22 protein-coding genes and 1 pseudogene are annotated in these 19,842 nt (G+C 38.6%); 7 read left to right on the top strand and 16 right to left on the bottom strand.

From position 1 onward, the window contains the following. Positions 1-178 precede the first annotated feature (178 nt). The 10 genes from ACFIJ8_RS05005 to ACFIJ8_RS04960 form a co-directional block, all read right to left on the bottom strand. On the bottom strand, positions 179-751 hold the full coding sequence (locus ACFIJ8_RS05005) for a hypothetical protein (RefSeq protein ID WP_375639127.1): 573 nt from the start codon (positions 749-751) through the stop codon (positions 179-181). Between the two features lie 10 nt (positions 752-761). Next, positions 762-1,013, bottom strand: coding sequence for a hypothetical protein (locus ACFIJ8_RS05000; protein WP_375628825.1), 252 nt, complete (start codon positions 1,011-1,013; stop codon positions 762-764). A gap of 211 nt (positions 1,014-1,224) precedes the next feature. Continuing rightward, on the bottom strand, positions 1,225-2,376 hold the full coding sequence (locus tag ACFIJ8_RS04995; RefSeq protein WP_375639126.1) for a DUF6990 domain-containing protein: 1,152 nt from the start codon (positions 2,374-2,376) through the stop codon (positions 1,225-1,227). A gap of 12 nt (positions 2,377-2,388) precedes the next feature. Then, positions 2,389-2,736, bottom strand: coding sequence for a hypothetical protein (locus ACFIJ8_RS04990; protein ID WP_375639125.1), 348 nt, complete (start codon positions 2,734-2,736; stop codon positions 2,389-2,391). Positions 2,737-2,964: 228 nt separating this feature from the next. Further along, the gene (locus tag ACFIJ8_RS04985; RefSeq protein WP_375628821.1) at positions 2,965-3,321 is read right to left on the bottom strand and encodes a hypothetical protein; all 357 of its coding nucleotides are present in this window, start codon (positions 3,319-3,321) and stop codon (positions 2,965-2,967) included. Positions 3,322-3,709: 388 nt separating this feature from the next. Then, positions 3,710-3,943 (bottom strand): hypothetical protein, encoded by a 234-nt coding sequence (locus ACFIJ8_RS04980; protein WP_375639124.1) that lies wholly within the window; start codon positions 3,941-3,943, stop codon positions 3,710-3,712. A 755-nt stretch (positions 3,944-4,698) separates the two neighbouring features. Next, positions 4,699-5,031 carry a hypothetical protein gene (locus ACFIJ8_RS04975; RefSeq protein ID WP_375639123.1) on the bottom strand — a complete coding sequence of 111 codons (333 nt, stop codon included), beginning with the start codon at positions 5,029-5,031 and terminating at the stop codon, positions 4,699-4,701. 198 nt (positions 5,032-5,229) lie between these two features. Continuing rightward, complete coding sequence (locus ACFIJ8_RS04970) at positions 5,230-5,787, bottom strand: hypothetical protein (RefSeq protein WP_375639122.1); 558 nt, start codon at positions 5,785-5,787, stop codon at positions 5,230-5,232. 57 nt (positions 5,788-5,844) lie between these two features. Beyond that, complete coding sequence (locus ACFIJ8_RS04965; protein WP_375628809.1) at positions 5,845-6,396, bottom strand: hypothetical protein; 552 nt, start codon at positions 6,394-6,396, stop codon at positions 5,845-5,847. Positions 6,397-6,404: 8 nt separating this feature from the next. Next, positions 6,405-6,923 (bottom strand): hypothetical protein, encoded by a 519-nt coding sequence (locus ACFIJ8_RS04960; protein ID WP_375628807.1) that lies wholly within the window; start codon positions 6,921-6,923, stop codon positions 6,405-6,407. A gap of 2,222 nt (positions 6,924-9,145) precedes the next feature. Here ACFIJ8_RS04960 and ACFIJ8_RS04955 point away from each other — a divergent pair. Then, complete coding sequence (locus ACFIJ8_RS04955; RefSeq protein WP_375628803.1) at positions 9,146-9,715, top strand: hypothetical protein; 570 nt, start codon at positions 9,146-9,148, stop codon at positions 9,713-9,715. Positions 9,716-10,018: 303 nt separating this feature from the next. On the opposite strand, the gene ACFIJ8_RS04950 is transcribed toward ACFIJ8_RS04955, so the two are convergent. From ACFIJ8_RS04950 to ACFIJ8_RS04940, 3 genes are all read right to left on the bottom strand, one after another. After that, complete coding sequence (locus ACFIJ8_RS04950; RefSeq protein ID WP_375628801.1) at positions 10,019-10,150, bottom strand: hypothetical protein; 132 nt, start codon at positions 10,148-10,150, stop codon at positions 10,019-10,021. A gap of 123 nt (positions 10,151-10,273) precedes the next feature. Next, positions 10,274-10,513 carry a hypothetical protein gene (locus tag ACFIJ8_RS04945; protein ID WP_375639121.1) on the bottom strand — a complete coding sequence of 80 codons (240 nt, stop codon included), beginning with the start codon at positions 10,511-10,513 and terminating at the stop codon, positions 10,274-10,276. Positions 10,514-10,759: 246 nt separating this feature from the next. Continuing rightward, positions 10,760-10,903 carry a hypothetical protein gene (locus ACFIJ8_RS04940; protein ID WP_375639120.1) on the bottom strand — a complete coding sequence of 48 codons (144 nt, stop codon included), beginning with the start codon at positions 10,901-10,903 and terminating at the stop codon, positions 10,760-10,762. Positions 10,904-11,491: 588 nt separating this feature from the next. Here ACFIJ8_RS04940 and ACFIJ8_RS04935 point away from each other — a divergent pair. Continuing rightward, a pseudogene (locus ACFIJ8_RS04935) lies at positions 11,492-12,433 on the top strand (YopJ/AvrA family T3SS effector serine/threonine acetyltransferase). A 387-nt stretch (positions 12,434-12,820) separates the two neighbouring features. Continuing rightward, entirely contained in the window at positions 12,821-13,750 is a 930-nt protein-coding gene (locus ACFIJ8_RS04930) for a YopJ/AvrA family T3SS effector serine/threonine acetyltransferase (protein WP_375639119.1), read from the top strand. Positions 13,751-14,078: 328 nt separating this feature from the next. Here ACFIJ8_RS04930 and ACFIJ8_RS04925 read toward each other — a convergent pair whose 3' ends face one another. Continuing rightward, positions 14,079-14,492, bottom strand: coding sequence for a hypothetical protein (locus tag ACFIJ8_RS04925; RefSeq protein WP_375639118.1), 414 nt, complete (start codon positions 14,490-14,492; stop codon positions 14,079-14,081). A 207-nt stretch (positions 14,493-14,699) separates the two neighbouring features. On the opposite strand from ACFIJ8_RS04925, the gene ACFIJ8_RS04920 reads away from it, so the two are divergent. Genes ACFIJ8_RS04920 through ACFIJ8_RS04905 form a run of 4 tightly spaced genes read left to right on the top strand, consistent with a single transcriptional unit; the run spans position 14,700 to position 15,936 of the window. Then, the gene (locus ACFIJ8_RS04920; RefSeq protein ID WP_273788510.1) at positions 14,700-15,362 is read left to right on the top strand and encodes a lysozyme; all 663 of its coding nucleotides are present in this window, start codon (positions 14,700-14,702) and stop codon (positions 15,360-15,362) included. Continuing rightward, the gene (locus tag ACFIJ8_RS04915; protein WP_273788536.1) at positions 15,359-15,595 is read left to right on the top strand and encodes a hypothetical protein; all 237 of its coding nucleotides are present in this window, start codon (positions 15,359-15,361) and stop codon (positions 15,593-15,595) included. Before ACFIJ8_RS04920 ends, ACFIJ8_RS04915 begins: the two co-directional genes overlap by 4 nt. Beyond that, entirely contained in the window at positions 15,519-15,731 is a 213-nt protein-coding gene (locus tag ACFIJ8_RS04910; RefSeq protein ID WP_273788509.1) for a hypothetical protein, read from the top strand. Before ACFIJ8_RS04915 ends, ACFIJ8_RS04910 begins: the two co-directional genes overlap by 77 nt. Further along, positions 15,724-15,936, top strand: a complete 213-nt coding sequence (locus tag ACFIJ8_RS04905; protein WP_273788508.1) for a hypothetical protein — start codon at positions 15,724-15,726, stop codon at positions 15,934-15,936. The genes ACFIJ8_RS04910 and ACFIJ8_RS04905 overlap by 8 nt, the downstream gene beginning before the upstream one ends. Before the next feature lie 1,980 nt (positions 15,937-17,916). Here ACFIJ8_RS04905 and ACFIJ8_RS04900 read toward each other — a convergent pair. Together ACFIJ8_RS04900 and groL are read right to left on the bottom strand one after the other, a co-directional pair. Further along, positions 17,917-18,063 (bottom strand): hypothetical protein, encoded by a 147-nt coding sequence (locus ACFIJ8_RS04900; RefSeq protein WP_375639171.1) that lies wholly within the window; start codon positions 18,061-18,063, stop codon positions 17,917-17,919. A 131-nt stretch (positions 18,064-18,194) separates the two neighbouring features. Continuing rightward, complete coding sequence (groL, locus tag ACFIJ8_RS04895) at positions 18,195-19,838, bottom strand: chaperonin GroEL (RefSeq protein ID WP_015856904.1); 1,644 nt, start codon at positions 19,836-19,838, stop codon at positions 18,195-18,197. Positions 19,839-19,842: the final 4 nt, after the last annotated feature.

Here is a 19,842-nt window from a genome sequence, read left to right as displayed (position 1 = left end):
TCAGCGCTGCATTTAATTGCCGCGTAACCTTGTAATACGATATCAAACGCTTTATAAAAGAAATATACAGTGCCACAATGGGTATTGTTAAGAAAAAATCAAAAACACCCCCCAGCAAAATGATCAAAACCACCGTCCAAGCTGCCGCCATTTCGTAATGCATTTTATCCCCTTCTCTTTATAAATTGATTGATTGGGTTGCTTCAGTCACTTCTTCCAATTGCTGAATCTTCTTTTTCAACCGAGAAGTTAAAATTTCACGAAGGATCACAATAACAGGGATCGTTGCAAAAATACATACCGATAAAAAAAACCAGAAAAACAAGAGAATGGCAAGATATTCAAATCTGCTCTCATCTATCTCAGCTATCCCTTTAGAGCAAATCACATAGACATAAGCTTTGAAAAACATAATGATGAAAGAGAGGCATGCGTGGAGGATATAATCTTTGCGTGAAAAAGCGAGCCATTTTTTAAACGAATAGGAACTTATCTGTGTTTCTAGTGCTAAGTTTTGTGGCACTCTCTCTTTTTCTTTTCCGCTTTTTTCAAAGAAACAAAAACGCTGTGGATGTTCTTTCATCAAACGTCTTTGTTTTTTCACTCTGTAATAGAGCCTCAAACGCTTTATTAAAGAATAATAAGGCGCCACAATAATCATATTCACAAAAATGGCAAAAACTGTAACTGCATTTAGAAGAAAACATCCAACCAGCAGAAACAAAATAAAAACCGCAGCCTCACCCCTCATGCGTATAGTCTCATTGATTAATCTCTTGCTGCTTTGTTTTTTCTTTTAGTTTTTTCTTTATTTTTTCCAATCTGCGCTCTTTAAAACGATCAACCCCCCAAAGGATCGGAAGAGGAGTGAGAAGACAAAACCAAATCAACACCGGTAAGAGAAAAATAAGATAACCAATTCCTTCCCATTTTATCCATTGCAACGGCTGTACCAGAGATTTTGCACCAGCAGGAACTTCTAAAGCCATCATGATAAGACATGTGCAAAACATAGTGAAAAAGCAGCGCCCTATTATCTCACAGCTCCTCACCCCTTTACGCCTTTCCACTGAAGACACCATAAATTTTTTGAATAAAAAGAAAGACACTTCAAATGTTGCTTTTTTCTCCTGCATTGTTCCCCTCTGCTTTTACACTTCGCGCTTTTTACGCATTATTTTTAGGTTTAAGCTCTTTTTAATTTATCTAAACTCTTTATTTTTCTCAATAAATTTTTTCATCAATCCTAATTTCTACATCCATATATTCTAACTCCCCATCCTTTATGTAAAGAATATCGGGACGATAGTTTTTTCCATCAACTTTACAAATCGCGTCCTTTTCGTAAACGAAATATCCCTGTTGTCTTAATTCTTCTCTTTTTTCCTCGATCAATTTTTCATAAGAATCTCTTCTTCTATTGCACAAACTGGGATCTATGGCTCTAAAATATTCATAGCTCTCCACCTCCATGGAAAAATCCTTTGCCGCCTGTTGAAGCAAATCGTAACTGGGTTGCTTTGTTTTTTCTACCGCCTTAGCGATTATCATCGCGCGTTCCAGATGCTCCTCTTCGATGCTTGTTTCAAAGCCCAGTCTCTCACCTTCCAGAAAGCTTTTGTGATAAGCGTGTAAGGTTTCAACATCGCCCATCAAAGCCAGAGCCGCAAGATAGCGCAGCGAATAAGGAGTCAATTGAGGGACTACAATTTTGTTTTCCCAAGGCAGGATACGATATTGAGAGCGAAGCATCTTGCCAAGATCAACATTTGTCATTGCCTTTTCTAAAGCTTTCTCGAGTGCACGACGTAAACGCTTGGCGCTTACCTTTTCTTCAAAAATTTCCAACCCCTTCACATCAAAACTCAAGTCAAGAGCAATCAAGCCTCCAGAATTATAAGGGTCTATCGTTTGGCAAGCCGCCGCATGGATACCAGAGCCCACCACAATTGCACGATCAAATCGCGGATACCCCTTCTCAGCATTATAAAGAAACTGCACTTCACGATCTGGTAAATAATAGGTGGCCAAATGATCCCCTTTTCCTTCAATTTCCACCCTCCATCCCAAACTCTTTAAAAGCGCCGTTGCACTTTCCATCGTTAGGATTTCCTCATCAGAAAGAGAAATCTCTTTTACCTCAGATAACGGCTTAATCATCGGCATTTCCTCACTGGACGGCTCAAAAGCGATAGGTTGTTTAAGCACGCGTCTTAATTCTTTTGTCACTTGGCAATATAGTCTCACCCGCTTGAAAGTAGAATAATACAATGCCCAAATAAACATCATGACTACAGCAGAAAGCAGCATGAAAAGCGTCAAGCCCGCACCCCACGAGAGTACAACAATAATATCCATCATTTTAATATCTATCATTTTCCCCACCCCTTATTCACTTTTTTGTCGATACGTAGCAGCTACCCGCTTCCAGATTGTTTGCTCCAACTTATCGATCTTTTTTTTCAACAAACGCGTAAAGATGATACGAACCACAAAGGCAACAGGAATGAGTACAAAAGTTAAATCTAATATAAACTCCCCAATAGAAAAGAGAGCTGCTATGACATTCCCTTTCCACTCACGCCACATTAGTACGAAGAAAACCATTCTCAAAGTTACCACAATGAAAGCAATACAAAAGATGACTTTATAATTTTTGCGTGTCAGAAACGCTTCTTCAAGCGAAAACGACCGTGGTTCTTCGTCCAATAGTGCATTTTTTCCATTGCCCCTCATTTTTTATCCCTCATTTGTATCAATTTTTAAGCCATTTTCATGAACCGAAGCTTTCGTCCTCACAATGAATGAGGGTTCATCAATATCAAGCGCTTGTATCCCTCATCTTTTATAAAGACAATATCAGCGGTGCATTTTTTTCCATCCACCTCAAACATCGCACGAAGAGAAGTGCTCCTACAACGCATGAGAATATGTAAAGACCGGTATTCATTTTCTGCCCTCCCTTCACGCACTGTTTTGTTGAGAAGCGGTTTTGCTCCGCTGCCAGATTGCTTGCTCCAACTTATCGATCTTTTTTTTCAACAAACGCGTAAAGATGATACGAACCACAAAGGCAACAGGAATGAGTACAAAAAGAAGCACTGATATAAAACCCAATATTAATGTTAAAATGAATAGGATATAATTCGACCACTCTGTCAAATCCCACTCAAAAAATATAAAGAGTGCCACTTTAAAAGCGGTAATAATAAAAGCAATACAAAAGATGATTTTATAATTTTTGCTTGTCAAAAACGCTTCTTCAAGCGAAAAAGACCGTGGCTCTTCATCCAATATTGCATTTTTTCCATTGCCCCTCATTTTTTATCCCTCATTTGTCTCAATTTTTAAGCCATTTTCATGAACCGAAGTTTTCGTCCTCACAATGAATGAGGGTTCATCAATATCAAGCGCTTGTATCTCTCATCTTTTATGAAAACAATATCAGCGGTGCATTTTTTTCCATCACCTTCAAACATCATGTTTTCATCACTCACAGTGTACCCCCTATTGTCTTAAGGCTTCTCTTTTCTCGTCGATTAAATTTTCATAAAAATATCTTCTTCTATTGCACAAATTTGGGTCTATGGCTCTAAAATTCTGAGTGCTCTTTTTATTTTCAGGAAGATAAGCTGCTTTCCAAAGAAAAAACCAACTGATGCAAGAAAATCATAACGAAATTGCTTTGTCTTTATGACGATTTTAATCATCAACAAAACCGGACCAAATGGACTTTTTCGATATTTTTTTCAAAGCCCAAACTTTCATCTTCCATAAAGCTTTTGTGAGAAGGGTGTAAAATTTTAACATCAGCCCTCAATACCAAAGCCCCAAGGGTGCACAGCAAAGAAGAAGTCCCTCGAGAGATATCATTATTTCCTTTTTCCAAGGCGGTGCCCCCATTTTGAAAGCCAAGCACACTGCCAAGATCAACCTCGTTCATCGCCCTTATCTAAAGCTTCCTCAAGCACACGGCGTAATCACCAAAGGCTTACCTCTTCCTCAAAAAATTTCCAATCCCTTTGCCTTAAAATCCACCCCTTTGCCTCAAAGCCTCGTTGTCAATCTGGCAAAGCCCTAAAATGATAAGGATTAATCATTTGGCAAGCCGCCGCATGGATACCAGCGCCTCCTACAATTCCATAATTAAATTGCACAAAACCTTTTTCATCCAGAAAGAGAAACTGCCCCTCGCGGTCTCGTAAATAAATAGGTGTTCCCCTTGTCTTTCAATTTCTCTCCTCCACCCCAAGCTCTTTAAAAGCACTGTTGCACTTTCCATGGGGAAAAACGTCTTAATCAAAACTTGAGCTTTTGGCGCGCCTTCTTTATGCGCCTTGTCTCTCCACCTACAAAAAAATGGGCTCTTCTTCCCCAAACACCAGAATATCTTTTGCTTTAAGTATAGATTTTTTGCTCTCAATATCGCTTGGTAAGGCACATTTTTATACTTGATAAAAAGAAAATAAGTTACAAGATTTTCTCTCTTAAAGAAAACACCAACAGCAAGTGAAGCCCAAGAACAATAACAGCCTCTCTTCACTTTTCGTCACAACCCACGCAAGCAAAAACCTTACTCAAGCAAGAGCCTCAATTTTTCTCAAAAACACGACACAAATATAAAAAAGCATAAAACGAGAAGCACACCCATGCTCCTTAATGAACAAGTCAAAAGCAAGGCTCAATAAAAGCCTCTCTTCACTTTTTCCCCTCGCTCACTTTTCCCTCGCTCACATCGTATGAGATGACGGGAGCTCCTTTCTGCTCAACCTCTTCTTCCAATTGCCGCACCATTTTTTTCAACTGACCGGTCACGATAAAACGCATAATAAAAACAATCGGTAAGAATAAAAAAGTACAGGCAAGCATCCATGCCAGCGGCTCGAATACGACAAGAGAAACAAAGTCCTGCCCTCTCCATATCTTAACGACAGCAGTTATAACTATTGGAGCAGTCGCCATGACCGTAGAAATATAAAATATTTTTTTATAGTCTTGCCAAACAAGAGAAAGCTGTTTTTTATCAAACATTCTGCTGCTTTTTATTTTTGAGAGATCTGTTTTAAGGCAATATCGCGTTCATTCAGCACGCATTTCAGTTCCTTTTTCACGCGACAATAAAGCCGCGCACGCTTGATAAACAGGTAATAAACGGCAAAGAGCGGCCCCCATATTAAAACATTTAAAAGCGTAAAACACAGGAAAGAAATGGCTATTAATGTTATAAGACTACTCGTCATTTTGTCCGCCTTTCACATTCTGCATACGGATTGCCTGATCGCGTTGTTTTATCGCTTCTTCCAATTGCTGAAGCGTTTTATTCAATTTTCTCGTTAATTTTATGCACATGATCCCAATGATCGGAAAAAAGAGAAAAATCCCTAACCATATAAGGCTCAACAGCTGCATGATATAGGCAACACTATCATTTTTCCACCATACAAAATTTGCGATAGAGCAAGAAGATTGCAAAACAGAAAAGAGAATAAGGATAAAAAAGATTATTTTACATTCTTTTGAAGAAAAGGGCAGAGATTCTTTGAAATTAAGAAAGCGCATTTTCGCATCAAGTGTCTCAAGCGCGAGATTATGTCTTTTCATTTCTCCCCGATCATTGCGCAATTGTTGTATGGCTTGTTTTTGTTGCGTCGTACTCTTTTTCAAGTCTTGAGCGAGTTTAAAAGATAACTTCATATGCTTGATCAGCAGGTAAGGAAGCCTAACAATGACCATAACCATTAAAATGGCAATGATAACGAACCCTAAAAAAGCCAAATGCTGCATCATAATGCTCCCTTTTTTTCCCTATCGCATTGATGTGAAATCATCATTTTTATCCTCTGCTCAAACAAATGTTTCTAATTCCTTTACTGTTTCTTGCACGCCATACTGAAGGAAACTATGGAGAATTAAAATGACAGGTAAAGAAACAACAATACATGCCCAGACCCAAAACAGCAGTCGCATGACAAAATCAATCATGTGAAGCACTATCATAGGCGCGTAATTGTGCAAAAAAATTGCAGATTTTGGAAGAAAAGCTAAAAAAATGACAACACCTGTGCAAAGTGCAACCATAACGAAGGCGATAGAAAAGATCATAAAATAATCTTTTTTTGAGAGAAGCAAAGATTCTTGAAAAGAAAAGGCACTGAACTTTGTTGCAAGAACTGTATTCTGTCCTCTACCCTCTGCCTGATTATGCCTCAAATTCTGCGCTGCACCCTTTTTTAATTTTCGCTGCGTCGCCAATAACAAGATTGTCCGTTTTATCAACGAATAGTAAAGTGCAACGATTGTCACCACGGTAGAAAGGAATACCATAAAAATTGCAGAACAAATAAAAATTGCCGTCCCTACGGCAATCAACATTCCAATGATTAAAGAAGCGGTCACTTTTCCCCCTATTGTCTTCTGTTAAGAGATTGGTTGTCTAGCTGTTGCTGCTCTGGCAAGGTTTCCCATTGTAGCATCATTTCCTTCACATCCCGTTTAAATATGGCGTTAAAGACAAAAAAGAGCGGAAACAACCCAAAAAGAACAGCAAAAATCATTTGCGGCAAGAAACATAAAAAAGCCCAAACACTATTCCACCCCGCATCAAGCAAATGCTCGATGATAGGATTTTGAAAAGGATGTGCAAGGCTCTCCTGAATTATTTCCTGAAAACTTTCTTGTTTCATTTGTCTCATTGCTTGAAACTGTTCTTTGGACATAATGTGAAAAAATTCCAAAGGTCTCATATAGACAGTCGCGGAAAAAAGCACCAACAAGAGGATAGCCAAACAACAAATGATGATATAATCGCCTGTTGAAAGCATCATCCATTTTTTGAAAGTTGCCGATTGATCCAACACTGGCTTCGATACAAAAGCCTTATCTCCCTTATGGGCAGATTGGTGTTGTGATTTATCTTCGATCATACGGATACTCCCCCACTTCTAAAATTCCCACTCTTCAATATTTGATAGCACGCCACCAGCGCGGCAAATTCGCTTAGCACTCTTCTCAGAGTAAAGCAAGCACTATAAATCCCCTCTAAATATTTTATTCACTTAAGGCCCTATACGCGCTTATACATGACGCGCTTACAAGCCCAAACACCCCTTTCCCTCTCTTTATCGATCACATAAACCCTAAAAGACACCGTTTTAAAAAAAATCCAACAAATATCTAATCTAAAAAACATCCCATGTGGAAAACTGACATGCCCACCATAAACGACAGTGTTTTCACCGCTTAAATGAAGCCGAGTATATATAAAGCAAAGGATGATGATATTCCTTGCTCATCTCAAAGAATAAAGATTTTAAAACCCACCTCAGTTTGTCAACAATCCCATTGCTCTTAAGTGCACTCCGCCTGCTGAGCACTTATGGGTTCCACTTGCATAAAGCGCTCTACGAACAACTTCTTCCTTAACACAAATCCTTCCTTAACATTGGCACCTAATTTTTAACACTTAATGCGTCAAATGTTGTAATGCCTCATGAGCCTTCCTATCCCCGCCTCAAATGACAGTATTTTATGGCATAACAAGATAAAAAACATTTTCACAAGCACTTTGTATCTTGATCATCAACACATCCTAAATGCTATAAGATTCTCTCATTTCAAATCTATCCCCTGTTGAATCAATCAAATTTATTTGCTTGTACGTAAAAAGTGGAGGAGCCATGCGGAGTGAAATTGTACAATGAAAATGCCTCTTATAAACCGTCTCAAATGCCAAGAGCTTGTAATACATATTGGGATTGGCAAAGTATGCGATGATACCAGCTTACGCTTTTATGAATCCTAAAAATGATGATCCTCAATAAAGTTATATTGTCATGGGCTTTTATATTATCATGAAAGCTTTACCATGATACCCTTCTTGAGCCACCATCGTGAAATGGGCTCGAGCACATGTAAAAGATGTCTCTTAAAAACAAGCGCGTGAATATGCCGCAATAAGTATATTCCGTTTGAGGCATTGTGTATGACGTAAGAGATGTGCCCCCAGAATGTGAGAAACAAGAACGCGATAAACAAAAGCGTGAAGCAATAAGCACGCCCCACAAACCAAACAACCGATTATCTAAAATGCGCCCACAACAGCTTTGCAATTTTTCAATTCTCATTTTAAAATTTCTTGATTCAAAAAGCCCCTATTTTAAAATTAAAAAAGAAATGTCTTACACCTCATAGCCCCCACCTTTATAAAAGCATCTCTTAATAAACGCCTCTTTTATCAAGCTACCTGCCACTTATAAAGCTTCTTTGGATATTGCATCCCGTCATTTAACCATTTTAAGTGACCACCTCCCTTTTTATGATGAAATCCATTAAAACAGCAAAGACAAAAATATCCTCCATAAAAGATGATCCTAAATTGCTTGATCCTCCACAGTTTATTTTGTTATTTTGAACTAATGAACCATATTTTATTTGAAAAGATAAGGATCTTATGCTATTATAAGCACATTGAAAAGTTTATTTTTTAAGCTCTGTGCCGCTCAAAAAAAAGATAAAGTCCTCTATAAAGGATAAATGTATATTTCGCAGCTTAATCTACATCAGACATCTTGGTACAGCGCCCAATAAGAAAACCTCAATATGCCTCTCAATAACAAAGCTCAACGGATGATAAAAATCCACGAATAATAAAAACAATGACTTTTCAAAGATGAAACTGAAAAGTTTCCTCAAAGCGCTCATGAGAAAGAAGGCAAATAATCCTATTAGAAAAGACTTCCTATTAGAAAGACGACGCCATACCCATAAAACATCATTCTTGTTTATTTATTCACATGTGACAAAAGTTTCTTTTCAACTGTTCCAGAGCAGTTGAGAAATCTTTAGAGAGCAAATAATCCGCTATCCATGAAAAAATAAGCATGATAGGAGCGAGAAATAAGACTGATAGGGATAAGATAAAAATGGCAAGAAACACCTTAAAGATGATTTTTTCTCCCCACACCGTTGCTGTTCTTTGTGCTGAAAGACGCCTTTAGTATCCGTTTCTCCTTTGATCTGCAACGGCTCATATTCCACCAATATTTGCTCCCCTCAGTATTTGCTCCCCAGTATTTGCTCAAAGTGCTTTTTACATCACTGTCCCCCATCAACAGACAGTTTATTTTTCATTTAAATGGTTAAGTTCATGAAAATACGTAAAAAACGCGGTAGACCGAGAATAACAGGCAAACTCAGAGAGCCCAATGGCCGTATTTCACGTGCCAAAAGCCCCAGCGAATCTGCGCTTCAATCTGCGATTGAAATGCGTGCAAAACACTTTGGGTTAAGCCTTGAAGAAGCAAAAAATCCGCTTGTCGGAACCTATATTGGGCGTCTTTGTTTGCTTGGCTATAAAGGGGATTCATCAGGCATCAGTAAAGAGCAATATGACACGGCGCAACGATACTTGCAAATCAGAAACGACTATTTATGTGCAAAAGGCTTACCAAACGGCTATTATGATGGTTTTACGCACAGCGCATCAGATGAGAAAACAAAAAAGCAATGGATTCAAAGAGCAACGAATTGCTATGAAGATATGCAAGAAGCGATTAAAGAAGCGCAATATTTGCATCGTCAACACAACTTTCATGCGGCATTACAATATCTTGTTATAGAAGATCAACCGCTGCCTAATCTTGTTGGTTCGTTGCGTATTATTCTTGATGCCCTTTATAAACATTTTGACTGTTCTAGCAAAAAGAGCATTGGCTAAAAACACCCATCGTTTTCTCTTCCTCACAGGATAAAGATTACAAAACCTCCTTTGTAACATGCCTCTTTGTAACCAGCTCCGTTGTAAAGAAATAATCCTTCTTGGCAAGTTACACTTGAGATCCACCGAACTTGCCTTTCATAGAATTTCATGGGATTGACGAGCTTAAAGCACACAACAAACAAGCTTTAAAATATCCACCACGCCCTTTAAAAAACGCTTCAACCTGTCAAATAGACTTATCACCATACCTCAAACTATATACCTACCCATGCCTCAAAGGACAATAATTCACAGCATATTTCACGGCATAGGCAAAATAAATATTGTCTCCCCTCTCCAGACAGCAACATTTTCCCCATCACCCCCCCTCTCCATCACCTCCCATTGTAACAAACAGCCCTCATCATCCACTTTTCCCCAATATCGCGACATCCTTAGCTCTTGAGACAATTCATTATAGTCATTGTGCGTCTTTTCTTGTACAATTCTATACGGCTTTCCTGATCTTATGACGAACAAGAGACATGGCTTTGACTGCAGCATAATCTGGATTTCTCATTCAAGATCAATACCGACTAAAACATCATTATAAATCAACAGCTTATTATTAAAACGCCCCATTGATTTTTTTACAAAATTAAAAGCATCATCCCTTAAACGAAAGAAAAAGCCCCCACCAACAATCTCCTCCCTCATCAACAACTGTACCGGTAACCATCCACTCATCACGCCACCGCTAATAGGACAGCCAGCACAGCCCCAATCGCCAACACCTACGCTTTGCCTCCGTAACATCTTCCAACCATCACCTTCCCAATTCCATCAATAAAATACCACGGATTTCAAAACCACAATTCTCTCCTCTCCCTTCACCTTGCTCCCTCCTTTTCTCAAAGGAGGAAATGCATTTATGGTAATCAATACATCTTTATACAGAAACCTTTAGAGCCCCCTATAGCCATTCAAAGAGCCATCACGCCCTCTAACCACCCACGAGCCCCCCACCTCGTCATCCCCCTCGGAACACCCCCTGCGCAATACCTAAAGCTTTGCCCCCGTAACATCTTCCAACCATCGCCTTCCCAATTCCATCAATAAAATACCACGGATTTCAAAACCACAATTCTCTCCTCTCCCTTCACCTTGCCCCCTTCTTTTCTCAAAGGAGAAAATGTTTTTTGCCACATCAAAAACTTTCCCATTAAAACAACACATTTTGCTGCATAGTTAATGAATGAGCTTTTTTCTGTAGATTTTTTGCCACAATAAAAAAGGAAAAATCGTCGTTTTGCTGTTGACAGAATATGAAAAATCGTATTTAATGACAGGTGCGGTAAGGGGTTTTCTGCGTCCAGATTTCATCATTAAATGTTTGAGTTATTATAGACTGTTATAAACAGTGTGTTTCGCGACAATGTTTAAAACTTTACGGTTTGAAAGTATTTTTCGTCTTTCTCTGACTGTTTTCTTCTGCATCATCCAATTTGCATCACCAACAACTCTATAATTTTGAGATTTTCAAAACAAGCCGTATTCACGGGCTCCCAATAGAACGCCCTAATAATCCCCCCATAAAATACCAATATCATACATCACAGCAATGATGAGCAATACACGCATAAAAATATGAAAACGGCAACAATATGCTTTCATCGCCTCATCTTTCAAAATGCAAAGGCTTGTTTTTCAAAACATTGTTTAGCCAAAATTGAAGAAAATCAAAATTGAAGAAAATAATGTTGTCCATTGATTATTAATATGGAGGCTAATATCATGAAGCCACAAGTTTCTTCTCTCCCTCATTCCTCACAAACACTAGGAATGGCAAATGCACCAGAAGGGGCACGTGCAAATGCATCATTAGACACTTTTGCTGCACATTTAGAACAACTCAGCAGCGAAAAAGAAATATCCCATTCAATCGTGAGGAATTAAAAAATATCATTGCCCGTTTAGAAGATGACATCTCAACTGGACGTTGGTTTACAGCTGATTATGCAAGCATAGATCTTACACTGATGCCAGCCTTGGTAGAACAAGCAAATCGTAAATATCCTGAAATGCGTCTTCAATTGGTAGCATCATCTCACGACTTTGCCCTTGCCTAAAAGAAGCCATCAAAAACGGCATTCAATCTTCCAGATTTATCATTCACACAAAGGATAGAGGAATTCATTTTTCAGTGATTGATCATCAAACCATCGATGACAAAACGTCCGTGATATTTTTTGAACCTACAACACTTAACAATATGAGATCAGCGGTGCTAGCATTAAGGACACAACTGGCCATTAAAGCGCATGAATTGTCTAACTGTTCTTTTGCCATGGCAGAAATGGACATTCAACGTAGTTCCTCTGAATGTGGAATGTTCAGCTTAAGCCTCGCCAAAAAGCTTTATTCCGAAGCTCAAAAATTAGAACGACTGCACAAAGATAATATTAAGGGTGTGTTATGTGAACCAGATACGCCTTTATCTGCTGAAAAATTAGATCCATATCTTCCAACCACTTTTTATAAACACACACACAAGGGAGAAGACGTCTTGGGGAATATCTAAAAGCCAACCCAGAAGCAGCACATGAAAAAGTAAACAAAAAAGGTGAAACTCTGAGAGAGAGATTTGAAAAAAGCTTAAGTTCAGCAGAAGGAAAAACTGTTTCTGTTTCACAACACAGAAAAAGAGCGACGGAATACAAATCTCTGATGATGTAATGAGTGTTTTAGCCATATCCGTATTCCACATCCACAAAGAATGAAGCTTCGCGGCTTTACGATTAAGCATAAATTGCTGTCAGCCAATCTTTTTTTCCCTTTGAAAGAAGTAACAATGCAAAAAGTGAGCAATTAGCTCTTCAAACAAAAGGCAAAACAATCGTATTCTATTAAAAGCAGCCCATTTTAAAGCCCGTATTTTAAGACTTTGAACAAACATAAAACACGCAAGTTTTGAAAAGACCTGCCCGCACTTTCTTATAAAGCAGCCGAAAAATGATTTTTTCCTTAATCTTCAAGAGATAAAGGTTCTTTTTCAAAACATCATTTGGTCAAAATATAAGAAAATAATACTGCCTCCCGATTATAACCACGGAGGTTCATATTATGAAGCCACAAGATTCAAAAGATACTGCCGCTCATGCCTCACAAATAGCAGAAAGTAACATCGAAAATGAATCCTTAGAAAGCCTTATTGCCCGTTTAGAACAACTCAACGCTCCTCAAAAAGAAGAGAGCACCTTGAGTCAGGAAAAGTTGAAAGCTATTATTACAGACTTAGAGGATGATCTCGTCACCGGCCGTTGGATTAACTCTTATTATGAAAATATAGATATTAGATTGATGCCGGCTCTCGTAGAAAAAGCAAACAGCAAATATCCAGAAATGAATCTCAAATTGGCTCTTACAGCAGAAGAGTTTTCGCACGCACTAAAAGAAGTGGTTGAGAGCGACGCAAAATCTGCTCGATTTATAGTAAATTCGGGAAGCAAAATCCACTTTGCAGTCCTTGATTATCAAAAAGTTGATGACAAAATCTCTTTGATTATGCTTGAACCTACAACATTTCAGAATATCACTGCTTGCAAACTAGGGATAAAAATAAATCAAACCCTTCAATGTCTTCAACTGCCTCCTTATTCTTTTACCACGGCAGAAATGGATATTCAGCGAAGCTCTTCTGAATGTGGGATGTTCAGCTTAAGCCTCGCCAAAAAGCTTCATCTTGAATCTGATAAATTAGCAAGATTGCACAAAGATAATGTTAAGGGTGTATTATGTGAACCCAATTCATCTTTATCTGCTGAAAAGTTAGATTCCTATCTTCCCATCAGTTTATACAAACATGCGCAAGGAAGAAAACGTCTAGAACAATATTTAAAAACCAATCCGGATGCTGAACATGAAACAGTAAACAAAAAAGGTGAAACTCTGAGAGAGAGATATGAAAAAAACTTAAGAACAACAGAAGGAAAAACTGTTTCCGTTTCCTCCCACCAAAAAAGGCTCACTGAATACAAATCTTTGATGATGTAATTGAGGTTTTTTTCATACCCATAGAGAACGAGGCTCTGCTGCTTGACGGTGAGGTGCAAATTGCTGTTAGCAAATCTTCTTTTCCCTTTGTAAGCAGATAAAGATGCAAACAACAAGCAACGTGACCTCTTAAAGACAAAAGGCAAAACAGAACTGTTCTATCAAAATCTGTCGATTTTAAAATTGTATCAAAATTCCAAAGCTCTTCTTAACAATGATCCATATTTGAATAGACAGAAGGCTGAATGCATAAAATATTTTATGATTTTAGATGTTAAGTAAAAGCACCCGCCTCCTCCTGTAGCTTTTTTCTAAGAGTTGTCCGCTTTTATCTCAAGCGCCTCCACATCAGTACCACCTGCCAAAACAACCGCAAACAGCCGCTCTCTTGTCCCTCACAATCAACACCATCTGTTCTCCCCATCTCTCCCCCCTCACAACCACCGCCAAAACAACCGCAATCACCAACACCAATGCTAACACAAATCATTATGCACCCCTCCCAACCCCTGCCGCGCCAACAGTGCCTTCTAAGAATTCCATTCACCAACATATATGTCATCCCTCCAACCTCACCTCTCATGCCACCGCTAACACAACCGTAATGCCCGCCGTAATGCCGCCGTAATACCATTGCGTACATCAACACAATCGCCAACCTCACCAACACCAATAAGACCAGCACCAATAAGACCCTATCAACAAACCAGCACCAAGTCTCAAAACCAACAACATCTCTCAACGGAAAACACCAGCCAAACCATTATCCCACTTGGCCAACCATTATCCCACTTGGCCAACCATTATCCCACCCCTTAAGACGACACAACTAACCTTTTGATTTCATTAGATTTTCACGTCTTGTCTGTTTTTGCAGAGTGAAAATTTTCATTTTTAATATGTCGACCAGCCTCACGTTAACGTGAGGCTTTATTTTATGGAGAAGCAAATGAGAAAAATATCATCAGCAGGGCTTGCACTCATTAAACAATGGGAAGGATTGCGTTTGAACGCCTATAAGGATGCCATCGGGGTATGGACAATTGGCTATGGACATACCAGCGCTGCTGGCGAACCGTTCGTTCACAAGGGCATGATCATTACTGAAAAACAAGCAGAAGAAGTTCTTTCTCAAGATTTAAGACAATTTGAAAATACCGTTGAAAAAAATGTGACGGTTTCCTTAACGGATGAACAATTCGCCGCGCTCGTATCGTTTTGCTATAATATAGGAACATCAGCTTTTTGTAATTCGACCCTGCTCAAAAAACTCAATAACGGCGAATATGAAGCCGTCCCTGCTGAATTACAAAAGTGGACCAAAGCAGGAGGAAAGCGTCTTCACGGTTTAGTGCACCGTCGTGCAGCCGAAGCAGGACTATGGGCAAAAGGGGCTTATGTCTCTCCCAACTACCAAACCGTAGAAACGCAAGAACCAATGGGATTTTTCAAAGCAGAAGCGCTTACACCGATTATTGGTTCTTTTTCTGGACTTGGAGGCTTATTGGCAGGCAATGGTCCCATCCAATGGGCATTGGCAGCCATTATGGTTTTAGCCGCCTGTGCTGGCATCTTCTTTGTGGCAAAACGGTTTCGGGAGCAGCGCTTATAATGTGGTGGATGAAAAAAAATCTAATGATAACAGGAGCGGCTCTGACCGCTTTTTTTATCGCTTTAGCAAAAGTTTTCACTCTTGGAAAAAAGATTGAACAACAAAAGCAAATAGAAAAAACACTAAAGTCATCAACAACACGGCTAGAGGTGGAAAATGAAATTAATCAAAAAAGTGATCCTGATGTACGCGCTGCTCTTACTCACTGGTTGCGCGATAAAAACAATAAATGAGCCTTTTTCTTGCGTTGGTTGGATGCCCATTTATTTAGACAAAAAAGATCTCAATATCATCAGCTCAAATCTCGCAAGAGATATTTTAAAGCATAACAAACAAGGGGAAGGCTTGTGTGGGTGGAAACATGGCTAGAAAAAAAACAGAAAAACAAACAGAGCTTACAGAAAAGGAAAAAGAAATCCTACAAGAAATCATCACGACTTATAAAAGTGTAAAAATAATGTCACGCTATACGAAGTGGATTATATTCATCATTTTCTTATTAGCGCTTGATTTTTCACGTATCGTGGATGCATTGGCAAATATTTTTACACAAAAATCGAATATTCAGCTCTAAAATAAATAAAAAACATGAGACGTGTTAAATCTTTTTTTAAAAATATAAAAAGCCATTCGTTATTTTTTGAAAACACGGAGATTTTATTGATGATTTTTCACGTCTCATGGGAAATTTTTCCACACTCTTCACAAACGCTTTCATGAAATGAATTTAGAAGCATGAAGAAAGATTTTTAACAAACGCATAAGTCAACAACTTTGCTAACATAAGAAAATGATCATACCAACGTACATTTTTAAATAACCTATTGATAATAAAAAATATTTTATACTCTTCACAAATCCCATCGGGAAGATACCATCGCGAAAAAATTTAAAAATATTTAGAGATATTTTTTTAATAATTGCATAAGTAAACAACGCAAAAAGTATTAACTTGCCTAAAATCCCCTTTCTTTACACTTTAAAAAAAGAGCAATCAGACACCACCCTACGCATTACCAATCCCAATATTTATAAAAACCCCCATTTATAAAAACTCTGTTTATAAAAAACTGACTATTTGAAAATATTCATGAGAGGCATTTTTATTTTCTTTAAGTATTTTACCCTAGCTCCCTCCACTTGTGAGGTATAAGAAAATGCTTGAGAGTATTTCAACATAAAAGAGAATTGAAATGAAAAAATCCACCGCAATAAAAATCTCTTATTCAACATACAAAACAATGAATAATTCTGATCAATAAAAGTGTTTCTCCATTAAAATTTTTGCCATTAAAATCCATTAAAAACGTGAAACAACACGACGACTGTCATTATTTGCAATAATTTGCAAGAATGCAATGCTCTTGAAAACCGTAAAATCACATCACATTGATTTATAACTATCATTAAGCACTCTTCAACTTGAATTAAAACCCTGCATATCGTGGGATTCTCCCATTTCCAAACCTGTTTCTTTTAAAACAATCCAAACCATGTCGCTTGCACATTACAGTGTATGGGTCAAAACTATACAAGCAAGGCACGCCTCACCGTCTCACGAACTAACGGCTTGTCATAACATTGAGAGCTGAAAACATGTATGATAACGTTCGCGTATTCTTTTATTAAGCATAAAGATGATCGTGCCCTATAGTTTTATGTACTTCATGAGAACTTTGCCCTTATACCATTCACAAATCCATTGCGAAATCGGTGTGACAAGCAAGATGTCTCTTAAAAACACGTCAATATGCAAAAATATATATTTGGAGACAAATATATTTGCGGCTTTTCTATTTTACGTGAGGGATTTCACAAAAAAAAGATACGCAAGCAACAAAAGTTTGAGGCATCATCTTCATTATTTAATAAGATATTACTATAAATACCTTTAAAAGTCATAAAGCAAAAAGATGATGACAAGACGCGTGCTTATATACCTTTACATTCTTTCTCAATGAGGCTGTCTTTCTATTGCAGAGATTAACCAAACAGAGATATGCTTGTCCCAGTATACAAAAGCCCTTTAACAGAGCAAACCTTAAATTTTGTTTTCATACAAAAGCTTAAACACCAGCATCTTATTCATAAAAAAACAAACAAGACCCAACATGCTCTGTCCAACTTTCTCTCTTCAACTTTCAATGGGTACGAACTCTTGCGTTGGTTCATAAAAACCATTCGCCCTTCTAAAGCGCAAACACGAAAGCGCAAACACAGGATTTTTTTAATGGTGCATGCATAAACTTAAAATGAAAAAATAGAACTGTATAAGAAAGAAATGACTATAAATCAAAAAGTTGTATTTTTATCAATAAAATATTTTCAAAGAAAACCACGATCCCCGCACAATAAAAACATCTCATAAATGCAAGAGAAAAAGTCATGAATAAAGAGAGAGATCTATTCACAATGGCGATATATCAACCAATGAAAAATAACAAAATGCTATAAGATCACTATCATAAAAGGAAGAACTGTACGAAACGTAAAAAAGCATTAAAAAAACGGGCACAGAAGGCCCGTTTCTTTATTACTTCTATGGAATAAGAGCTTAGAAATCCATTCCGCCCATTCCACCCATTCCGCCACCAGGCATTGGAGGCATTGGTGTATCTTTCTTTGGAACTTCAGCAACCATTGCTTCTGTTGTAATCAGCAGGCTAGCAATTGAAGCCGCATTCTGGAGAGCAGAACGCAAAAACTTTCACTGGATCAACAATTCTTGAAAGCAATCAAATCACCAAATTCACCGGTTGCAAAACGTGAAAAAGCATTAAAAAAAACGGGCACAGAAGGCCCGTTTCTTTATTACTTCTATGGAATAAGAGCTTAGAAATCCATTCCGCCCATTCCACCCATTCCGCCACCAGGCATTGGAGGCATTGGTGTATCTTTCTTTGGAACTTCAGCAACCATTGCTTCTGTTGTAATCAGCAGGCTAGCAATTGAAGCCGCATTCTGGAGAGCAGAACGCACAACTTTCACTGGATCAACAATTCCCAAAGCAATCAAATCACCAAATTCACCGGTTGCAGTATTGTAACCATAAGTGTCAGCATTATTTTCCAGCACTTTGCCCACAATAATAGCGGCTTCTTCACCGGCATTGGTTGCGATTTGACGTGCTGGCGCTTGAAGAGCACGACGAACGATATGAATACCAGCTTCTTGGTCAGGATTGCTTCCTTTAACGGTCAACGCATTTGCTGCACGCAACAATGCGGTACCACCACCAGCAACAATACCTTCTTCAACAGCAGCACGTGTTGCATTCAAGGCATCATCAACGCGGTCTTTCTTTTCTTTCACTTCAACTTCTGTTGCACCACCAACACGGATAACAGCAACACCACCAGCGAGTTTAGCAAGTCTTTCTTGCAATTTTTCACGGTCATAGTCAGAAGTTGTTTCTTCAATCTGAGCCTTGATTTGATTGACGCGAGCAGTAATTTCAGACTTTTGTCCAGCACCATCAATAATGGTGGTGTTTTCTTTAGAAATATTCACTTTCTTTGCACGTCCAAGCATATCCAAAGTGACATTTTCAAGTTTAATGCCCACATCCTCAGAAATAACCTGTCCGGATGTCAAGATTGCGATATCCTCTAACATTGCTTTACGGCGATCACCAAATCCAGGTGCTTTTACAGCAGCAATTTTCAAACCACCACGCAACTTGTTAACCACGAGCGTTGCCAAAGCTTCACCTTCCACATCTTCAGCGATAATGAGAAGTGGTTTTCCAGATTGCACAACAGCTTCAAGCACAGGAAGAAGAGATTGCAAATTAGACAATTTCTTTTCGTGAATGAGAATGTAAGGATCATCAAGATCAGCGACCATTTTCTCAGCATTTGTGACAAAATAAGGGGAAAGATATCCACGGTCAAACTGCATTCCTTCAACGACTTCTAATTCCGTTTCAGCAGTTTTAGCTTCTTCCACGGTAATAACGCCTTCATTGCCAACCTTTTCCATAGCATCAGCGATCATTTTACCGATTTCAGCAGCGCCATTAGCAGAAATGGTTCCTACTTGTGCAATTTCTGCTGAAGTTTGGATTTTTTTTGCTTTTTTGAAGAGGTTTGCCACCACTTCATCTACAGCAGCATCAATCCCGCGTTTAAGATCCATTGGGTTCATGCCCGCAGCAACAGCTTTAACACCTTCTTGCACAATAGCTTGTCCTAAAACAGTAGCTGTTGTTGTTCCATCACCAGCGATATCATTGGTTTTAGAAGCAACTTCACGCAACATTTGTGCACCCATGTTTTCGAACTTATCTTCAAGTTCAATTTCCTTTGCAACGGATACACCATCTTTTGTGATGCGAGGCGCACCGAATGATTTATCAATCACCACATTACGACCTTTAGGGCCGAGTGTCACCTTAACAGCATTAGCAAGGATGTCGACACCGCGCAACAAACGCTCACGCGCTTCACGGCCAAATTTGACTTCTTTAGCAGCCATTTAA

Source organism: Bartonella sp. MF74HXZ (genome assembly GCF_042194445.1).
Lineage (GTDB): Bacteria > Pseudomonadota > Alphaproteobacteria > Rhizobiales > Rhizobiaceae > Bartonella > Bartonella grahamii.
Note: the sequence above shows the minus strand (reverse complement) of the source record. Positions and strands in the feature narration are given on the sequence as shown.